The organism is Oribacterium sp. NK2B42, from assembly GCF_000424445.1.
In the GTDB taxonomy this organism is placed as follows: Bacteria; Bacillota; Clostridia; order Lachnospirales; family Lachnospiraceae; genus Oribacterium.
This window is the reverse complement of sequence record NZ_AUJX01000009.1, coordinates 44,755-65,244: the sequence shown is the minus strand read 5'-3', so window position 1 is coordinate 65,244 and position 20,490 is coordinate 44,755. Positions and strand designations below refer to the sequence as shown.

Genomic DNA, 20,490 nt, shown 5'->3' with positions numbered 1-20,490 from the left:
AACACTTTGGCTACCAGAGAATATTCACTTGAGCATACAAGAAATATTGGTATCATGGCACATATCGATGCCGGTAAGACTACACTGACAGAGCGTATCCTCTTCTACACAGGTGTTAACCACAAGATCGGTGACACACATGAAGGAACAGCAACCATGGACTGGATGGAGCAGGAGCAGGAGCGTGGTATCACTATCACATCCGCTGCTACTACATGCCACTGGACACAGGAGTTCCAGCACAAGAAGATTGAAGGTGCTCCTGAGTACAGAATCAACATCATTGATACTCCGGGTCACGTAGACTTCACTGTTGAGGTTGAGCGTTCACTTAGAGTACTTGACGGTGCTGTAGGTGTGTTCGACGCTAAGTCCGGCGTTGAGCCACAGTCAGAGAACGTTTGGAGACAGGCTGATACATATCATGTACCCAGAATGGCATTCATCAACAAGATGGATATAGTAGGTGCTGATTTCTTCCATTCTGTTCAGACTATCATTGATCGTCTTGGTAAGAACTGCGTTATGGTTCAGATTCCTATCGGACGTGAGGACACTTATGTAGGTCTCATCGACCTTATGGAGATGAAGGCTTACTACTATAGAGATGACAAGGGCGAAGACATCGAGATCACAGATGTTCCTGATGATATGAAGGATCAGGCTGAAGAGTACCATACAAAGATGGTAGAGCAGATTGCTGAGCTTGATGAGGATCTTATGGAGAAGTACCTTGAGGGTGAAGAGCTTACTATTGAAGAAATGAAGAAGGCTCTTCGTAAGGCTACTATTGCAGGTGATGCGATTCCTTGCCTCTGCGGTACAGCTTACAGAAACAAGGGCGTACAGAAGCTTCTTGATGCTGTTATTGATTATCTCCCGGCTCCTACAGATGTTCCTGATGTTACAGGTACAGATATGGATGGAAACGAGGCTTCAAGACCTTCATCAGATTCCGCTCCATTCTCAGCTCTTGCATTCAAGATCATGACTGACCCGTTCGTAGGTAAGCTTGCATATTTCCGTGTATATTCAGGTACACTTAAGACCGGTTCTTACTGCCTGAACTCTACAAAGGATAAGAAGGAGAGAGTTGGTCGTCTTCTTCAGATGCATGCTAACAAGAGACAGGAACTTGATGAAGTATTCTCAGGTGATATCGCAGCTGCAGTAGGTTTCAAGACAACTACAACAGGTGACACAATCTGTGATGAGCAGCACCCTATCATTCTTGAGTCTATGGAATTCCCTGAGCCTGTTATCTCTGTTGCTATCGAGCCAAAGACCAAGGCTTCACAGGGTAAGATGACAGATGCTCTTGCAAAGCTTGCTGAAGAGGATCCTACCTTCCGTGTAAGAACTGATGAAGAGACAGGACAGACAATCATTTCTGGTATGGGTGAGCTTCACCTTGAGATCATTGTTGACCGTCTTCTCCGTGAGTTCCACGTAGAGGCTAATGTTGGTGCTCCTCAGGTTGCTTACAAGGAGACATTTACAAAGGCTGTTGATGTACAGGGCCGTTATGTTCACCAGTCCGGTGGTTCAGGTATGTACGGTGATTGTAAGGTTAAGTTCGAGCCGATGGATGCAAACGCTGAAGAGACCTTCAAGTTTGAGTCTACTGTTGTCGGTGGTTCTATCCCTAAGGAGTACATTCCTGCTATCGAGAAGGGTATCAGAAACGCAGCTCAGTCAGGTATTCTTGCCGGCTATCCTGTACTTGGTATCCATGCTAATGTTTACGATGGATCATACCATGATGTCGATTCTAACGAGCGTGCATTCGAGTTCGCCGGTTCAATCGCATTCAAGACAGCTATGGAGAAGGCAGATCCTGTTCTTCTTGAACCTATCATGAAGGTTGAGATCGTAACTCCTGAAGAGTATATGGGTAACGTTATCGGCGATGTAAATTCTCGTCGTGGACGTATCGAGAGCATGGAGGACATCCCTTCAGGCAAGCAGATTAACAGCTTTGTTCCTCTTGCAGAGATGTTCGGTTATGCAACTGACCTTCGTTCAAAGACACAGGGTCGTGCAAACTACTCAATGTTCTTCGATCACTATGAGAAGTGCCCTAAGAACGTTCAGGAAGCTGTTCTCAAAGAGAAAAAAGGCAAATAATTAAATATATTTAAAAAAAGTCAGTATTTTTGGGCTAAGATAACTATCTGAATGCCCAAAAATACTTGATAAAATAATCCAACAATGATAAAATCATGTTTGCTGATTGCAGGGAGATACTTTGCAATTGGCGTAATGTACTGCACGGAGCATGCGAGCGCATGCATGGTGCTTGACATGATATTCGTTGTATTACATTTTCCAGGAGGAATTGAAAAATGGCAAAGGCACATTTCGAAAGAACTAAGCCACATGTTAACATCGGTACCATCGGTCACGTAGACCACGGTAAAACAACTCTTACAGCTGCTATCACAGCAGTTCTCGCTGACAGACTCGGACTTGATCCAGCTGTTCCTTTCGATCAGATCGATAAGGCTCCTGAAGAGAGAGAAAGAGGAATCACTATCAACTCTGCACACGTTGAGTATGAGACAGAGAATCGTCACTATGCTCACGTTGACTGCCCGGGTCACGCTGACTATGTAAAGAACATGATCACCGGTGCTGCTCAGATGGATGGTGCTATCCTCGTTGTTGCTGCAACTGATGGTGTTATGGCTCAGACAAGAGAGCATATCCTTCTTGCTCGTCAGGTAGGTGTTCCTGCTATCGTTGTATTCCTTAACAAGTGCGATATGGTTGACGATCCTGAGCTTCTTGAGCTCGTAGAGATGGAGGTTAGAGATCTTCTTAACGAGTATGAGTTCCCAGGCGATGAGATTCCTGTAGTTCAGGGTTCAGCTCTTAAGGCTCTTGAGGATCCTAAGAGTGAGTGGGGCGACAAGATCCTTGAGCTTATGAAGCAGGTTGATGAGTACATTCCTGCTCCTGCACGTGAGACAGATAAGCCTTTCCTTATGCCTGTTGAGGACGTATTCACAATCACAGGTCGTGGAACTGTTGCTACAGGCCGTGTAGAGCGTGGTGTTCTTCACCTTAATGATGAAGTTGAGGTTGTAGGTATTTCTGAGGAGACTCAGAAGACTGTTGTAACCGGTATCGAGATGTTCCGTAAGACTCTTGATGATGCTCAGGCTGGTGATAACGTAGGTCTTCTCCTTCGTGGTATCAACCGTGATCAGATCGAGAGAGGTCAGGTTCTCTGCAAGCCGGGTTCAGTAAAGTGCCACAGCAAGTTCACTGCTCAGGTTTACGTACTTACAAAGGATGAAGGTGGACGTCATACACCTTTCTTCACAAACTACAGACCTCAGTTCTATTTCAGAACAACAGACGTTACTGGTGTTTGCCACCTTCCAGAGGGTACAGAGATGTGCATGCCTGGTGATAACACAGAGATGACTGTAGAGCTCATCCACCCAGTAGCTATGGAAGAGGGTCTTCGTTTCGCTATCCGTGAGGGTGGTAGAACAGTAGGATCTGGAAGAGTTGTTTCTATCATAGAGTAATTCTTCGATTCCTAGTTTCACTAGATGAATTTTTAAAAGAGCGTAGAGATTTTCTCTACGTTCTTTTTTGCGTTATAAAATAATAAGGGGAAAGTAAAGAAAGCGACAAGACTTTTGCCTTTTTTCTTGTAGTGGGATATTGTAAACTATATTCGTACAACTATGTATAAATGTAGTCAGCCTGAAGTATCAAAGCTGTAGATCCCTACATTATTTGATACGGAGGTTAGTAACAATGAAGACGGTAAGGTCGACATCAATTTGCCACAGAAAAACGGCAAAACACATTTGTTTATAGAGTCGATTAGGTCGACATCAGTATGTCGCAGAAAAACAGCGAAATACATTTGTTTATAGAGCCGATTAGATTGACATCTGTGTCAGAAATAAACGGCGTAAAGCAAGCATTTATAGATGAGGAGCAGAGTATGAAATTATTTAGGAAAGCATTTTTTCTGACAGCGGCCATGAGTGCCATGTTTTCATTTTGGGCTTTTGCGGGTGACACACCCACAGGCGTCAGCATAGAACAGAGCGGATGTGATTTTACTATCAACTGGAATGCGCCTGATTTTGACGGAATTGATAAATATCAGGTACAGGTTTACAAGGTTAAGGATTCAACAAAAAAAGAGAGTGCTGATACCAAAGCCAAAACTTTATCGGTTGACGGTGATGATACAAGTGTTGATACCAGCGTGAGTAGTAAGGGCTACTACTATGCTAAAGTAAGAATGAGGGATGTAAACAATAAATGGCATTCCTGGTCTGAAGCCAGCAGCAGGGTTACTGTTACAAGCGATGATGTGAAATCCAGAACCCATGATCCAAGTGGCGGTACTTCATACGTTAGTCCAAGCGGTACAGGAACGGTGATTTATACAGAGAATTACACCGGAGGAAATACTGCTTACAACAGCCAGGGAACGTTGTATAATACGGCAACCTATGGCCCGACTGCAGGAAATATTGCGTCCCAGGGTCTTGCAAAGCTTAATGATCCCAATTCCATGAATCCTACAATAAACAATGTTTACAGCTCCAGTTCAACTGTTGCCAATACAAAGTATGTATCAGCTTTTACATATCTTAAAACAGGCTGGCAGTTTGAACAGCAGGGCATGTGGTATCTTTATGATGACGGAACTTATCCGGTAAGCTGCTGGAGACTTATCGACGGAGCTTATTATCATTTCAATCCTTCAGGATATCTTGAGGTAAATACCTGGGTACTTGAAAGCAATGGATGGAGATATTCAGGCGCTGACGGAAAAATGTGCACCGGCTGGCAGATGATCAATAACAAATGGTATTATTTCAATACCAATGACGGTGTTCTTCAGGGACCGGGACTTATCACAGTTGATAACAAATTCTATTATATCCAGCATGACGGTTCCAGGGTTCAGAACAACTGGGTAAACGGATATTACTACGGAGCAGATGGAGCATTAACAAATGGATAAAAAGCTTAGAGACCTTAATGATGTAAATAAGGTACTTGAGGAAAAACCGGCGGAGGAAATGACCGAGATGAGAAAAGGCCGCCGCCACACAGCCATGCATAATGATGTTTTTGACATCGATGAGCTGAAGGGAATGCTTGTTATTCCCGCTATTGTGCTTGTTTTGATGGTCATCATAGTGATAATCGACAAAGATCCATCTGCTGAGGTTAAGGAAGCCAATGTTCCGAAGACCCAGACCGAAACTGTGGCTGTTCCCGAGACTACCGTAGAGGAGACTGAAGATCCTACTATAGTCCGTGAATATCACGATGAATATCTGACAGCATTTTTTGAGAAGTTTTTCGAAGCGCGTCTCAATGCAGACGTTGATACTCTTTATGAAATGACAGGAGTTTCCAATCAGACACCTGAGCAGAGTGAGCTTCTGAAATCCCAGCTTCAGACTCAGGCAGGCTACATTGAATCCTACTCAAACATCAGACAGTATGCAGTGAATGCACTTGAGGAAAACTCGAGACTTGTATTCGTGACCTACGACGTGAAATTCAGAAGAGTCGATACACTGGCACCGGGAATCATGTACTGTTATGTAAAGGTAAATGACTCCAACCAGTTTGAAATCATCGAAAATCTGAGCCCGGATCAGACAAAGTTTGTAAATGAATACATTACCAGCCATGAAGAGGTTCAGGAGCTGATCAATACTTCAAACTCAAATCTTCTTCAGGCAATCTCGGGTGATGAGCGTCTTGCAGTAATCTATGACGCCTTCCAGAGCGGCCGTATTTACACCGACAGCCAGGAAGCTATCGACAGCCAGGTTTCCCTCATCGCCATCGACGGTAACGAGGTAGCCACTGAACCCGCAACAGAATCTGAATCCGTTGCTGAAACAGAAGCGGAATCTGAATCGGAAAGTCAGAGTTAATAGAAAAAGTGTGGTTCCGAAATGGAACCACACTTTTTTTGATGGCAAGAAGTTGACATGTAGTATATAATATATTGAATTTGTCGTGAGACTGTTGTGTCAGGTTTTCCGGAGGAAACCTGGCATGTAGCGTCAGCCGTCGACGAAGTCGAATTTTTATCGGCTGATGATCCCATTACAAAGGAGATTTAAAGATGGATACAAAAGATTTTTACTATGACCTGCCGGAAGAACTCATTGCCCAGGACCCTCTTGAGAAGAGATCAGACTCAAGACTTCTGGTGATGGACAAAAATACCGGAGACATTGAACATAAACACTTTTATGACATTATCGATTACCTTCAGCCGGGAGACTGCCTGGTTATCAATGACACAAAGGTTATCCCTGCAAGACTTCACGGTGTCAAGGAGGAGACCGGAGCTCATGTGGAGGTTCTGCTTTTACAGAGAAAGTCCGCAACAGACTGGGAATGCCTCGTAAAGCCGGGAAAGAAAATGAGAAACGGAGCGAGAGTATCCTTCGGCGACGGACTCCTGAGAGGTGAAGTCATCGAGACAATTGATGACGGAAACCGCATTATCCGCTTTGAGTTTGAGGGAATCTGGGAAGAGGTCCTGGACAAGCTTGGGGAAATGCCTATACCGCCATACATTCACCACCAGTTAAAGGAAAGAGAAAGATACAATACCGTTTATGCAAAAAATGACGGTTCAGCCGCTGCACCTACAGCAGGTCTGCATTGGACCAAAGAGCTTTTGGAGGCAGTGAAGGCGAAGGGTGTAGAGATCGCCCACGTTACTTTGCATGTCGGGCTCGGAACCTTCAGACCGGTCAAGGCTGAGAAGATCGAGGAGCACCATATGCACAGCGAGTTCTATGTTGTGGAGCAGTCCGAGGCGGATAAGATAAACAAGGCCCACGCGGAGGGACACAGAGTCATCTGCACGGGAACCACCTCCTGCAGAACCGTTGAGTCTGCGGCACTTCCCGACGGAACCATGCCCGCAACTTCCGGATGGACCAATATCTTCATCTATCCCGGCTACAAGTTCAAGTGTATGGATGCACTCATCACAAACTTCCATTTGCCGGAGTCCACACTTGTGATGCTGGTGTCAGCATTTGCCGGAAGGGAGCATGTGCTTAATGCATACAGTACAGCAGTAAAGGAAAGATACCGTTTCTTCAGTTTCGGTGATGCCTGCTTTTTTGCAGATCTTAAAGACAAGCTTAGGTGAACATTAAAATATGGCTGATCAGATCTGTATCTGTATGTCAGAGAAAACTGAAAACAACATGTGTTTATACATGAGAAGAATGTAAATAAAAGCCGTTTTTATGGAAAAGAAAAATGGCACGACTGAAAAGCAGGTGTCAAAATGAGAATTAATAAACGATTATCTGAGCTTGGGGTTTGCTCCAGAAGAGAGGCGGACCGTCTGGTGGAGGCCGGCCGCATCACCGTGAACGGGAAGCCGGCGGAGATGGGACAGCAGGTTACGGAGGCTGATTCCATCGAGCTTGACGGTACCTGTGTGAATCCCCATGCCTTAAATGCCAATGCCAAAAATCCTGAGGAGCGTTTCCTTCTGGCGACTGAATCCACAAAGATGATGGAGAGATACGGAGAACAGATTTCCAGGGACGGCAAGGATTATGACAAGCCGGAGCCGGTGCTTCTTTCCTATTACAAGCCCCGTGGAGTGGTCTGCACAACCTCAGACAAGGACAAGGCTACCAATATTATAGAAGCCATCAACTACCACACCAGAGTCTACCCCATCGGAAGACTGGACAAGGAGTCCGAAGGACTTATACTTCTGACCAACCAGGGAGATTTGGTGAACCGCATTAATCGTGCCCGGAACTATCATGAAAAGGAATATGTGGTTACCACCGACAAGGCTCTCACAAAGGAATTCCTGGACAAGCTTGCGGACGGAGTTTATCTCAAGGAGCTTAATGTCACCACCCGGCCCTGTGAGGTTTGGCAGGACATGACATTGGCACCGAAGGTAAGGCAGCATGAGTTCCATATTGTCATTACCCAGGGACTGAACCGCCAGATCAGAAGGATGTGCGCGGCTTACGGTTATAAGGTTAAGAAGCTTAAGAGGATCCGTATCATGGATCTCACTTTGCACGGATTGAAGCCCGGGCAGTACAGGGAGATCGAGATCAGTGAGGTGACGGATGATATTGAGAATTTGTGATGGAGGAAAGGTATGGCTGATTCAAACCAAAGAATGAAGGACCTGGTCAAAACCCTGAACGAGGCGGCGAGAGTTTACTATGTTGAGGGTAATGAAATCATGTCCAACTTCGAGTATGACCGTCTCTATGACGAGCTTCAGGCTCTCGAAGAAGAGACCGGGGTTGTACTCAGCGGTTCTCCAACCCAGAGAGTCGGCTACGAGGTTCTGTCGGAGCTTCCCAAGGAGGCTCACAAAAGCCCCATGCTTTCTCTCGACAAAACAAAATCCGTAGAGGATCTGGCTGCCTGGCTTCAGGACAAGGAAGGTCTTCTCAGCTGGAAGATGGACGGACTTACCGTGGTTCTTACCTATAGAGAAGGCGCACTTGAGAAAGCTGTCACCAGAGGAAACGGCGAGATAGGTGAGGTGGTTACTCAGAATGCAAAAGCATTTGACAATGTTCCCACCAGGATAAGCTTCAAGGGTGAACTGGTTCTGAGAGGCGAAGCCATCATCAGCTATTCCCATTTTAATGAAATAAACGAGACCATTTCCGAAGCGGACGCAAAGTACAAGAACCCGCGAAATCTCTGCTCGGGATCGGTACGTCAGCTTGACGCAAGAGTGACGAAAAGCCGCCATGTGGAGCTGATGGCATTTGCACTGGTAAGTGCTGTGGAGGCGGACGGCTCAGAGGTTGATTTCGGAAATTCCAGAGAAGCCCAGTATCAGTTTTTGATGAATCTCGGCTTCGACGTGGTGGGCTATAAAAAGGTCACAAAGGATAACATCGCTGATACCGTTAAGTGGTTCTCTGAAGAGATCAAGACAAACGATTTCCCTTCCGACGGACTTGTACTTATATATGAAGACATCGCCTATGGCCTAAGCCTCGGCCGTACCGCAAAGTTCCCGAGAAACGCCATCGCCTTCAAATGGAGTGACGAGCAGGCGGAAACCACCCTTAGGGATGTTGAGTGGTCACCCAGCCGTACCGGGCTTATCAATCCGGTGGCCATCTTTGACCCTGTGGAGCTTGAGGGCACCACCGTTACCAGGGCAAGCCTTCACAATATTTCCTATTGTGAAGACATGAATCTGGGAATCGGCGACAGGGTGACTGTTTATAAAGCAAACATGATCATCCCACAGATCGCGGACAATCTCACAAAAACCGGCGGACTTCAGTCCCCGAAGATGTGTCCCGCATGTGGTCACGAAACCGAAATCCGCATGGACAACGAGGCTAAGTTCCTGTACTGCCGGAACCCCGAGTGCCCTGCCAAGAAGATAAAGAATTTCTCCCTGTTTGTAAGCCGTGATGCCCTTAACGTTGACGGCCTCAGCGAGCAGACTCTGGAAAAATTCATCGGCCACGGATTTATCCATACCTACAGCGATGTTTTCCATCTCGACAGATACCGTGATGACATCGTCTCCATGGAGGGCTTCGGCGAGAAAAGCTATGAGAATCTCACAAAGGCCATCGATAACTCCAGGAATACCGAGCTTTACAGACTGATCTACGGTCTCGGCATCGCAGGTATCGGTCTCGCCAATGCCAAGGTCCTGTGCAGATTCTTCGGTCAGGACATTGACAGACTCCGTAAGGCTACGGTGGAAGAGCTTCTGGAAATCGAAGGCATCGGACAGGTGCTTGCGGAGAATATCGTAAAGTACTTCGGCGATGAGAAAAAAATGGAGGAGCTTGAGGGTCTTCTGCAGGAGCTCACTATTCAAAAGCAGGATCAGGAGGACGATACCCCGAAGACACTTGAAGGAATGTCCGTGGTTATCACCGGCTCCCTGACACATTTCTCAAACCGTAAGGAGCTTCAGGACCTTATCGAGAAAGCCGGTGGAAGGGCGGCAGGCTCCGTTTCCTCGAAAACCGCTTACCTCGTGAACAACGATATTACTTCAAACTCCGGCAAGAACAAGAAAGCGAAAGAGCTGGGGGTTCCCATCGTGACAGAGGAGCAGTTCCTGGAGATTTTAGGAATAAGGTAATTACTAAGAAGTATGCAGAGACAGAGGAGCAGTTCCCAGAGGGGATTCGGAAAACAGTATTAAGGCTGGTATGTAGTCTGTCTCTGCTCTTTGACGTGAATTATTTTATTGAGGGATTTGATTATTGTTAGACTCGTCCGGAATGCTCAAGTATAACAAGACTTTGATTCAGGAAAATGAATCCAAGCCATAACAGGAGAATTGCATGGTTTTTAACTCTTTGGGATTTTTGGTATTTTTTCCCATCGTGCTGATCATATATTATATAGTTCCCAAGGGGCTGCAGAATTTCTGGCTGCTTCTGACCAGCTACTGGTTCTACATGAGCTGGAATCCCAGGTACGGGTTGTTGCTTTTGTTGTTTACTGTATTCACATATATATGTGGATTTGCTTTGGGGAAATATTCAAAGAAAGACAGAGAGGATTTGCAGGAGAGCAGAGAAGTGAAATATGACTCTCGTTCCGAATCCGATGTTAATCATGTGAAGCCTTACCAGGGAACTTTGGGATCTCAGGATGAAACAGGGGAAAGCAGTATATCCATGGCAAGCCGGGTGAATTCCGAGGTGAGTAGCGGGATAGAAACCGACCTCAATATGGAGCAGGGGATTTCGAAACGGAAGGGAATCCTGACATTCGCCCTGATCGTGGTGTTCAGTCTCCTGGCGTTTTTCAAGTACACGAACTTCCTGCTGGACAATGTCTCCGGCCTGTTGGCAAGACTTTCCATTACTATGCCCGTGAACCGGCTCGACATCGTGATGCCCGTTGGCATTTCCTTCTTCCTTTTTCAGTCGGCCGGGTACCTCATAGACATTTACAGGGAAAAGATGCCGGCCGAGAAAAACTTTATCAATTACGCCCTTTTCGTCAGCTTCTTCCCATCCATTCTTTCCGGTCCCATAGGGCGGGCACCGTCGCTGCTTCCACAGTATCTTAAGCCAAGGAGCTTTGACTGGGACAGAGTCTCGGAGGGTTTTCTTCTCATGCTTTGGGGCTTTTTCCTGAAGCTGGTGATCGCGGACAGGGCAGCCATATTTGTGAATAATGTTTACGCCGGGTATCACGATATCTATGGCTCAGCCATAGTGGCAGCCACTGTGATATATGCTGTGGAGATTTACTGCGATTTTTGCGGCTACTCCACCATAGCCATTGGCGCGGCAAAAATGCTTGGCATCCGGCTGATGGACAATTTCAACTGTCCTTACTTCAGTGTTTCGGTTCAGGATTTCTGGCGCCGCTGGCATATATCCCTATCAAGCTGGTTTAGGGATTATCTGTATTTTCCTCTGGGAGGGAACCGCTGTAATGCTTTGAGGCGGTACCTGAATATCATGGTAGTCTTCATAGTTAGCGGTCTATGGCATGGAAGCCAGTGGAGCTATATTGTGTGGGGAGCCTTGAATGGAATTTACCAGATAATGGCAAGCCTTCTGCTTCCTGTAAGAACCCGGGTTTTGGGCATTTTCGGCTTTGACAGGGAGGTTCTGGATCTGAAGAAAAATCCTGCCATGGGCGGAAGCGTGAGGCTGGCGGCAAAGAAGGTTACAGCAACGTCAGGTATAGCAAAGTCCGGTTTAGTAGATCCCGGCATGACGGCTCTGAAGCTTCTGAGAATCTTCGTCACCTTCTGCCTTATAGATTTTGCCTGGCTCTTTTTCAGGGCAGCGGGACTTAGGGATGCAGTGCTGATGCTGAAGCAGATATTTTGTAACTTCGGGGCATCGCAATTCAGTCCCGAGTACCTTTACTCTTTTGGGCTTGACATGAAGAATTTCCTGCTTCTGATCATCTCGACAGGAATCCTTTTTATAGCTGATCTTATCAAGTATCACGGAGGTGACCCGGGGAGATGGGTGCTTCAGAGACCCATGATCCTCCGGGAGCTTATCCTTGCCCTTTTCATACTGGTCATCCTGATCTTCGGGATCTGGGGTAATGCTTACAACGCTTCAAGCTTTATATATTTTCAATACTGATTTAATTGGGATCATAGCATGAAATTATTAAAACGAATTTTTTCTGTCATTCTGATTCTGTGCTTCGTCTCAGGAGGCATTTATCTCGGGAACAGAGTGACAGAAAGAACAGTGAGCCGGCAAAAATACATTAAGTTTTTTTCTGAACAAAAAGAATATGATGTGCTGTTCTACGGTTCCAGCCATGTGCTGAGCGGACTTCAGCCCATGGAGATTTGGGATAAATACGGTATCACCAGCTATAATCTGGCGGGGCACGCAGCATCTCTCGGAATGTCCTACTGGGTGCTCCGTGAGAGCCTCCGGTACCATAAGCCGAAGCTTGCGGTACTTGACATTTACGATATGTATGCCTTTGACCAGCCCTTCATGGATGTGAGCTTTATGCATTATTCTCTGGATGCTTACCCCCTGGACAGGTTAAAGATTGAGGCTGTCCGGGATCTCCTTCGGGGCAGGAGCACAGGGGAGAAGACGGAGCTGCTTTTCCCGTTTTCCGTGTATCACAGCAGATGGAATGAGGTGACGGAGCAGTCTCTCAAGGAGTCCTTCAGCGATGATTATTTCAATCCTTACTATGGCTCCGAGGCAAGATACGGCGTGGCGGTGCCCATGGATATCGACAGAGTGCCATCTGATGATATGGTGGAAGGCTCCGAAGGTGCAGACAATTACATCCGAGGTTTTGTAAAGATATGCGAAGATGCGGGAGTTCAGGTCTGCTTCATGAGAGTGCCCTATCCTGCATCGGTTGAAAACCAGCGTGCCGAAAACAGAGTTATGAAGCTGGCGGAGGAGCTGGGCATCGAAGTCATTGATATGATGTATGATGTGGAAGGTGCATCGGAACTTGCAGATGACAATGATGTTATTTCCGGCGTCGACGAAGATCAGATGATAACTGATATTTTATCCGAAACCGGAGGGGATTCCGCTCAGGCTGCAGGCACAAATGAGATGCAGCAGAATGCAAATTCATCCGAAACCGGAGAGGATACCGCTCAGGCTGCAGGCACAGATGAGATGCAGCTGAATGCGGATTCAGACGGAACCGGAGCGACAGCAAATAATGGAAAACTCAGTTCCACTGTGGTGGACTGGGACACCGACCTGGTGGACCCCAATGCCCATCTAAATGCTTACGGCGCCTACAAGGTCAGCCTCTTCCTGGGGGAATGGTTAAAGAGGGTTTACGGTTTTACAGATAAGAGAGAAGATCCAGACTATGCCAACTGGAATGAAGATTTCGAGAAGGTTTACATTCCTGCACTGAACATAGACATGAAGCTTCAATCGGATTTCAAGACCTGCCTCATGCTTTCGGCTTACCCCGAATATGAAACAGAGCTTCAGGTGACAGAGCATTATCAGCCGGATGAGGTTTGCGGGAAGCTCATAAAGGAGCACGGCGACCGTATAATTATAGGTAAATATCGGGAAGCCTCTGAAGGCTTCATCCTGGAACCAGGGCAGATGGCCTGCTATTATGATATGGACGGTCAGACTCTGGGAACAGAACCGGATGCTTCAACCCTTACTACACCTGTTGCAAGGATGATAGTAAGGCTTCGCGGCACCGGTGAAGTGGTGGCGGATAAGGTATTTCTTCAGTGACAAACGGAAAGGACATCAATGAATACAGATAATTTCGATATATATTTTCCTCACCTCGGGGTTGGAATAGAGCATCTGAAAAACGACATACACATCTTCGGATTCCGCATAGCTTTTTACGGGATCATAATCGGCATCGGAATGATCCTGGGATTCCTGATCGCAAGCTATGACTATAAACGCCGGGGCCTAAAGGTGGATGACATTCAGGATATGGGACTTTACACCATCGTCTTTGCCATCCTGGGTGCGAGAGCCTACTATGTTGCCTTTGAGTGGGAGTATTATTCACAGCATATTAATGAAATCCTGAATATACGTCAGGGCGGACTTGCAATCTATGGAGGCATAACAGTGGGGATCCTTGGCTGCACTCTTTTCTGTAAGCTTCGGAAGATTAATGTCCTCTCCATGATGGACTCCGCGGTTCTCGGACTTCTGGTGGGTCAGAGCGTGGGAAGATGGGGCAATTTCTTCAACACTGAAGCCTTCGGAGGATATACCGATTCATTGTTTGCCATGAGGATAAAGGAGGCTATCGTAAATCCCAACATGCTGAATCAGGACGTATTGGAGCATGCGGTAAAGATAGGAAATGAGATGTTCATACAGGTTCATCCCACATTCTTCTATGAGTCCATGTGGAATCTTTGCACGGTGATAGTCTTCTTCCTGATGGCACCCAAAAAGAAGTTTACCGGACAGATCATATTCCAGTACCTTCTCACCTATGGGATCGGACGCTTCTGGATCGAAGGACTTCGCACGGATTCCCTCTACCTCTGGGGAACCAACATCGCAGTATCCCAGGCGTTATCCGCCATACTCGCCATCCTCGGAGCCGGACTCCTCCTCTACAATTTTGCCAGAGTCAAAAAACAGGGTCCGGACAAGGTACTCCTGGCAGAGAGAGCAGCCCTGATAAACAGTTAATCAGGAGCAGGAGGGCATCCATTTTCCACCGAAGCGACCCGGTTCGAAATGGATGCCCTCCTGCTCCGGCATGCATGCCCAGGCTGGTGGATATCATAAAAGAGGTTTGATTCATGGAAACAAATAATTCTTTCTCGGATGCGCCTATGCTTCCGCTTATGATAAAAATGGCGGCTCCGTCCATTATGGCTCAGCTGGTCAATATGTTTTACAGCATCGTGGACCGTATCTATATAGGCCATATCCCGGATATAGGATCTAAGGCTCTGGCGGGCATAGGTGTATGCAATGCCGTGATCATAGTAGTGGCTGCATTTGCCCAGTTCGCAGGTGGCGGAGGGGCACCACTTGCGGCCATATCCTTAGGATCCGGGAAAAAGAATCATGCCGAAGCAATGCTGGGAAACGGTGCGCTGGTGCTTTTGGTGCTTGCACTTTTACTGACGGTGCCGCTTTATTTATTCATGGATCCCCTTCTTTATGCCATAGGTGCCTCGGGCAATACCATTACCTATGCACATGAATATCTCTCAGTGTATCTTCTTGGAACAGTATTTGTGATGATAACCATAGGCCTGAACCCTTTTGTGAATGCCCAGGGATGCCCAAAGACTGCGATGCTGTCTGTTGTGATAGGAGCTGCCATTAATATCATCCTGGATCCCGTTCTGATTTATGGATTTAACATGGGGGTAAGGGGCGCAGCCATTGCTACGGTGATATCACAGGCAGTCAGTGCCTGCTGGATACTCAGGTTCCTTACATCAAAAAGCACCTTTCTGAGGCTTAGGCTTTCAAGGCTGAGGCCATCAATAGACATCCTTTCAGCTATGCTGGCACTGGGCATCTCTCCGTTTATAATGGCAAGTACAGAGAGCCTTATAGGTCTCATCATGAACAGAGGCCTTTCACGTTACGGAGATGTATATGTAAGCGCCCTGGCTATCATGCAGAGTACAATGCAGTTCAGCGCCGTGCCGGTTACAGGGTTCAGCCAGGGAGCTACTCCGGTACTTAGCTTCAACTACGGTAATGGCGATGACGGTCGTTTAAGGGAGGGCTTCCGCATACTCTTCGTGGTCATGACAGCCTGGAACTTTATAGTGACCCTTTGCATCATGCTTATGCCAAAGGTTTTTGCCGGAATATTCACCAGTGATGCAATGCTTATAGACACTGTGGGAAAGGTAATGCCGGTGTTTATGGCGGGCATGACCATATTTGGGATGCAGAGAGCCTGTCAGACCACGTTTGTAGCCCTTAATCAGCCAAGGACCGCTATTTTTATCGCGCTTCTCAGGAAGATATTCCTGCTTATCCCCCTTGCCATGATCCTTCCTCACTGGTTCGGAGTAATGGGCATATACGGGGCTGAGGCCGTGGCGGATATCATTGCGGCTTTAAGCTGCATGACGATATTTTTCATCACATTCCCCAGGATACTTGCACAGAATCCAAATAAATAAATAGTTCACGTTTAGCTATTTATTAATATGTATACACTATCGGGACGGGACAGCCGGAAATGTATATAAGGAGAACATTTGCGGGATTAATTTCATTACCATCACTGTCTGACATACACTTTACGGTAAGAATCTTCTTGTTAATTTATATCCGCACCCAAAACGCCGACATTTAATGTGGATAAGTTGCATTATGTCCGGCGTTTTTTGCTGCCCTCGAATACGGAGAAACCATGATCCAGAAGACCTTCATCGTACATGACGAAAGTGAGACCTTTGAATTACTTGCAAGCGCAAAGCTGTATTCCCTGTACCAGAATGCAAGGAGCACCTTTGCCTTTTTAAGTTGCTCCAACGCGACGCATATCCAGATGCAGCAGGTGGGCAGAGTGCTGAAAAGCGCCTATCCCGGAATCAAACTGATAGCATGCTCACAGGCAGTAAATGATGGAGATAAAGAAAGATGTACCGTAAGGATCAGCTTCTTCTATTTTGATGAGGCGGAGGTGGAAACCTGCACCCTTGACTATAACACCATAACCAGAGATGAAATCATCCACCGTGTAAAGGAGTTCCTCAATTCACATGAACATCTGAAGGGCGTTTGCATCATGCCCATCGGCGGAGATATCGGCACAAGAGATTTTCTGGAGAAAGTTTCCGAGGCCTTCCCGGAGGTGCCCTTCTTCGGCGGCCTTGCGGGAGACCCGGTGGATTTCAAGCTTCCGGAGGATCAGTCAGGTTTTGTCATGACGGATACTATGACGGACAGAGGCATTGCCCTTGCCGCATTTTTCGGAGAAGACCTCCACATCATGGTGAACCAGCAGCTGCCATGGAAGGCTGTAGGACGTGAGCTTACCGCAAGGATCGATATAACGAAAAAGAACAAGCTTGCGGATCTCTGCCTCACAAGTCTTGATGATAAATTACCTGTGGACATTTACAAACACTACCTGGGGATAGAGTTTAATGAATACTTCCTCCAGAATGTGAGGGAATTTCCGCTTATCGTAAACCATAATGGTGACAAGTATGTAAACATTCCCATGGATTTCAATGACTCCGGCGAACTGTTTTACAACGGCGGTATAAGTGACGGCGACAAGCTGAGACTTGGTTACGGAAACCCCGAGGACTTTCTCAGAAAAGCAGATGAAGGGTCTCAGGCCATCGATGCCCTTGGTGCACAGGGACTGCTTATCTTTGTGTGCTATATCCATAAGATGATACTCAAAGAAAAAAGCGGTGAAGAGATAAAACGCTATCTCAGAAACTGTGTGGGTCTTAATTACTATTACGCAATGGGAGAAATCTACCGCTTTGAAGGAAGGGGAGAGATACAGAACGGAACCCTGGTGGCGGTTGCCATGAGAGAGGGCGAGAAGGATACGGAAGTAGAGAATGCGCTTTTTAAGCTTCAAAGCGATTCCGGAAAGCGAAACATCGTGCCCCTTAATGAGCGACTCCTGAACTTCCTGGAGGTCACCACCAACGAGTACGACGAGATGGCCCATATTGCAGAGCAGGCCAACAAGGCAAAGTCGGATTTCCTGTCCAACATGTCTCATGAGATCCGCACCCCTATCAATGCTGTCCTGGGAATGGACGAGATGATCCTAAGGGATACTGAGGAACCAAAGACCCGCAAGTATGCCGAGAACATTCAGGATGCCGGAAATATCCTGCTTTCTCTCGTGAACGACATACTTGATTTCTCGAAGATCGAAGCCTGAAAGATGAACATCATCCCGGTGGAATATGATTCCAGATCGACTCTCAACGATCTCATCAACATGGTTAAAAAACGTGCCCAGGACAAGGGCCTCGACCTGAGGGTACAGGTGGATCCCAGAATTCCCTGCATCATGCGCGGTGATGTCATCAGGCTGAAGCAGATCGTTCTCAATATAATTAACAATGCAATTAAGTATACAAACTATGGCTACATTCTGGTACGCGCGGTTCTTACAAAGATGGACAGAGAAGCCGGGGAAGTTGTGCTCAGGTGTAATGTCATCGACAGCGGCATCGGCATCAGGCGGGAGGATATCCCCAGGCTTTTCAATGCCTTTGACCGCATTGAGGAGAAAAGAAACCGTACCGTGGAGGGAACGGGTCTCGGCATAAACATTACCCAGAAGCTTCTTGAGGCCATGGACAGCCATCTGGAGGTGGAAAGTATCTACGGTGTCGGCTCCATTTTCAGCTTCGATTTAAAGCAGGAGGTTGTGGACTGGTCACCGGTGGGCAGTTATGCACTTCTGATCAGTAAGGACAGGAAACAGAGTCAGGTGTACAAGCCGGGCTTTACCGCCCCTGGGGCAAAGATTCTGGTGGTGGACGATGCCCCCATGAATCTTCATGTAGTGGAAGGACTGCTGGACGGAACGGAGCTGCAGCTTGACACGGCAGTCAGCGGAGCGGATTGTCTCGGATGGATCCAGCAGAACCGGTATGACCTGATACTTCTTGACTACCGCATGCCTGAGATGGACGGCATAGAAACCCTTCACGAGATCCGAAAGCTTGGAGGCTGGAGGGCAACGGTTCCGGTTATCTGCCTTACTGCCAATGCCATGACCGGCGCCCGTGAGCAATACCTGAAGGCAGGTTTCGACGACTATGTGACGAAACCCATCAATCCCCAGCTTCTTGAGAAGGTTCTCGTTCAGTATCTTCCGAAGGAGCTTGTGAATATTAAGGAGGTTCCGGCAAAACCTGTGGATGAAGAGGGCGGTCCCACCGAGATCAAAACGGATGAAAAGGGTAATGTTGTCGGCCCGCCATATCCGGCTTCGCTTTTCATGAATGAAGAGCTGGACATTTATCATGCTCTCAATGCATGTGCCGGCCCCAGGATGTTTGTGAGGAGCCTTAAGGAATACATAAAGAGATTCCCCGCTGCGATAGAAGAGATACAGGGTCTTTATGACAGCCGGGACATCAAGGGATTCACCATAAAGGTACATGCTCTCAAGAGTTCTTCCTACCTGGTTGGGTTCGTGAGACTCAGCCGCCTGTGTGCTATTCTTGAGAAGGACGGAGATGCGGGAGATCTTAAAGATATAGAAGAAAAGGTACCGGAACTTTTCCTTCTTGCAAAGAAGATAATGTCCTATGAATATGACTTTGAGGAAGGAAAAACCGGAGGCATGGGAGAGATAGATCCGGCAGGACTCCGGAAAGCCTACGAAGCCCTGAAGCATGCTGTAGAGGAGTACGACTTCAATGAGCTCACCGGCATCCTTGAATCATTATCCCGATACAACCTCCCGCCAAAGGAACGAGACCGCCTGAAGCGACTCTCTGATGCAGCAGACGAGTTCGAGTGGGAACTGATGAGTGAAATATTAAAGGAATCGTAATGGCATTGCCCTTATAGAGACTAGAGATTTCTTGATGTACAAATCTGCTCTGACATGGTACACTAGGTGCGCTGTATCAGGGCTTCGATGCGGCGAATCAAAAGATATAATGTATTGCAGATTTCTGTCGATGTATTATATAGGTAAAAGATATTAAAGAAGGAGGTGTCCCGAATGGCTACATCAAGTATTACAAAGAATTTTGTCGTTTCCGGCGAGGAACAGGTAGAGATGTTCGCCAACGCAATTGAAGAATCATTTCAGGAGTCGTTAGAAAATGTTCAGGCACCTGATCTGAAAGTAAGACATTTGCATGGCGCAGATGAAATTAAAAAATTCATGCAGAAAAGGAATAAATCAAATGCTTGATGATGTTACAGTTATTAACATCCGCGAGTACTTGTCAGGAAAAAACGATAATGATCTCGGAGAGGAAGATTTATCAGAAATCCTCTCCGATTTTTCTTGCTTAAAAAACACGGATGTTGAACATTTTTTGAAATCGAATGCTATAGAATTCACCAAAAAGAACCAATCGGTTACATATCTCGTTTTTCATAATGAAGATGCTTCTCTGGTAGGCTACTTTACACTGGCGGTTAAGCCCATAAGTGTGAGTGCAGATAAGTTCAGTAACACAATAAAGAGGAGAATTGCCAGAGTCAGTCAACTTGATGAGGAAAGCAATACCTATACATTATCAGCATATCTTGTAGCTCAGCTTGGTAAGAATTTTGCGGATGGGGTAATGAGAGAATAACCGGAACCCAGTTACTACAGGCTGCCATAGAGACGATAAAGGAATTACAGTACATGGCAGGCGGAATGGTTTGCTTTCTTGAGGCAGAGAATGAAGAAAAGCTATTGGAGTTTTATGAAAAGAAAAATGGCTTTAAACGTTTTGATGTCAGAGAGACTGAAAGAGAACAAGGCCATAAACTGGTACAGTTCCTGAAGGTTTTATAGAAAGTCTGAAAAATC

16 protein-coding genes are annotated in these 20,490 nt (G+C 46.7%); all 16 read left to right on the top strand.

Annotated elements, in window-relative coordinates:
• Window positions 1-6: 6 nt before the first annotated feature.
• Window positions 7-2,127 carry an elongation factor G gene (gene fusA, locus G625_RS0105180; protein WP_029200261.1) on the top strand — a complete coding sequence of 707 codons (2,121 nt, stop codon included), beginning with the start codon at window positions 7-9 and terminating at the stop codon, window positions 2,125-2,127.
• A 218-nt stretch (window positions 2,128-2,345) separates the two neighbouring features.
• Window positions 2,346-3,539: an elongation factor Tu gene (gene tuf, locus G625_RS0105175; RefSeq protein WP_029200260.1), complete on the top strand. Its 1,194-nt coding sequence runs from the start codon at window positions 2,346-2,348 to the stop codon at window positions 3,537-3,539.
• Between the two features lie 428 nt (window positions 3,540-3,967).
• The gene (locus G625_RS0105170) at window positions 3,968-5,005 is read left to right on the top strand and encodes an N-acetylmuramoyl-L-alanine amidase family protein (protein ID WP_029200259.1); all 1,038 of its coding nucleotides are present in this window, start codon (window positions 3,968-3,970) and stop codon (window positions 5,003-5,005) included.
• Complete coding sequence (locus tag G625_RS18475) at window positions 4,998-5,936, top strand: hypothetical protein (RefSeq protein WP_049895736.1); 939 nt, start codon at window positions 4,998-5,000, stop codon at window positions 5,934-5,936. The genes G625_RS0105170 and G625_RS18475 overlap by 8 nt, the downstream gene beginning before the upstream one ends.
• 194 nt (window positions 5,937-6,130) lie before the next feature.
• Entirely contained in the window at window positions 6,131-7,177 is a 1,047-nt protein-coding gene (gene queA, locus G625_RS0105160) for a tRNA preQ1(34) S-adenosylmethionine ribosyltransferase-isomerase QueA (protein ID WP_029200258.1), read from the top strand.
• Window positions 7,178-7,318: 141 nt separating this feature from the next.
• Window positions 7,319-8,152 carry a pseudouridine synthase gene (locus G625_RS0105155; RefSeq protein WP_029200257.1) on the top strand — a complete coding sequence of 278 codons (834 nt, stop codon included), beginning with the start codon at window positions 7,319-7,321 and terminating at the stop codon, window positions 8,150-8,152.
• Window positions 8,153-8,164: 12 nt separating this feature from the next.
• Complete coding sequence (gene ligA / locus G625_RS0105150) at window positions 8,165-10,144, top strand: NAD-dependent DNA ligase LigA (protein WP_029200256.1); 1,980 nt, start codon at window positions 8,165-8,167, stop codon at window positions 10,142-10,144.
• Window positions 10,145-10,349: 205 nt separating this feature from the next.
• Entirely contained in the window at window positions 10,350-12,128 is a 1,779-nt protein-coding gene (locus G625_RS0105145) for an MBOAT family O-acyltransferase (RefSeq protein WP_029200255.1), read from the top strand.
• Window positions 12,129-12,146: 18 nt separating this feature from the next.
• Window positions 12,147-13,742, top strand: coding sequence for a hypothetical protein (locus G625_RS0105140; protein WP_198014863.1), 1,596 nt, complete (start codon window positions 12,147-12,149; stop codon window positions 13,740-13,742).
• Window positions 13,743-13,760: 18 nt separating this feature from the next.
• Window positions 13,761-14,675 carry a prolipoprotein diacylglyceryl transferase gene (gene lgt, locus G625_RS18470; protein ID WP_044931684.1) on the top strand — a complete coding sequence of 305 codons (915 nt, stop codon included), beginning with the start codon at window positions 13,761-13,763 and terminating at the stop codon, window positions 14,673-14,675.
• Between the two features lie 113 nt (window positions 14,676-14,788).
• Window positions 14,789-16,141, top strand: coding sequence for an MATE family efflux transporter (locus G625_RS0105130; protein WP_029200253.1), 1,353 nt, complete (start codon window positions 14,789-14,791; stop codon window positions 16,139-16,141).
• A gap of 233 nt (window positions 16,142-16,374) precedes the next feature.
• The gene (locus G625_RS21035) at window positions 16,375-17,877 is read left to right on the top strand and encodes a histidine kinase dimerization/phospho-acceptor domain-containing protein (protein WP_049895735.1); all 1,503 of its coding nucleotides are present in this window, start codon (window positions 16,375-16,377) and stop codon (window positions 17,875-17,877) included.
• 3 nt (window positions 17,878-17,880) lie between these two features.
• Window positions 17,881-19,509, top strand: a complete 1,629-nt coding sequence (locus tag G625_RS18465; protein ID WP_049895734.1) for a response regulator — start codon at window positions 17,881-17,883, stop codon at window positions 19,507-19,509.
• 174 nt (window positions 19,510-19,683) lie between these two features.
• Window positions 19,684-19,878: a hypothetical protein gene (locus G625_RS0105120; RefSeq protein ID WP_029200252.1), complete on the top strand. Its 195-nt coding sequence runs from the start codon at window positions 19,684-19,686 to the stop codon at window positions 19,876-19,878.
• Window positions 19,871-20,269: a hypothetical protein gene (locus G625_RS18460; protein ID WP_330364975.1), complete on the top strand. Its 399-nt coding sequence runs from the start codon at window positions 19,871-19,873 to the stop codon at window positions 20,267-20,269. Before G625_RS0105120 ends, G625_RS18460 begins: the two co-directional genes overlap by 8 nt.
• Before the next feature lie 53 nt (window positions 20,270-20,322).
• Entirely contained in the window at window positions 20,323-20,475 is a 153-nt protein-coding gene (locus G625_RS23295; protein WP_330364974.1) for a hypothetical protein, read from the top strand.
• Window positions 20,476-20,490 lie beyond the last annotated feature (15 nt).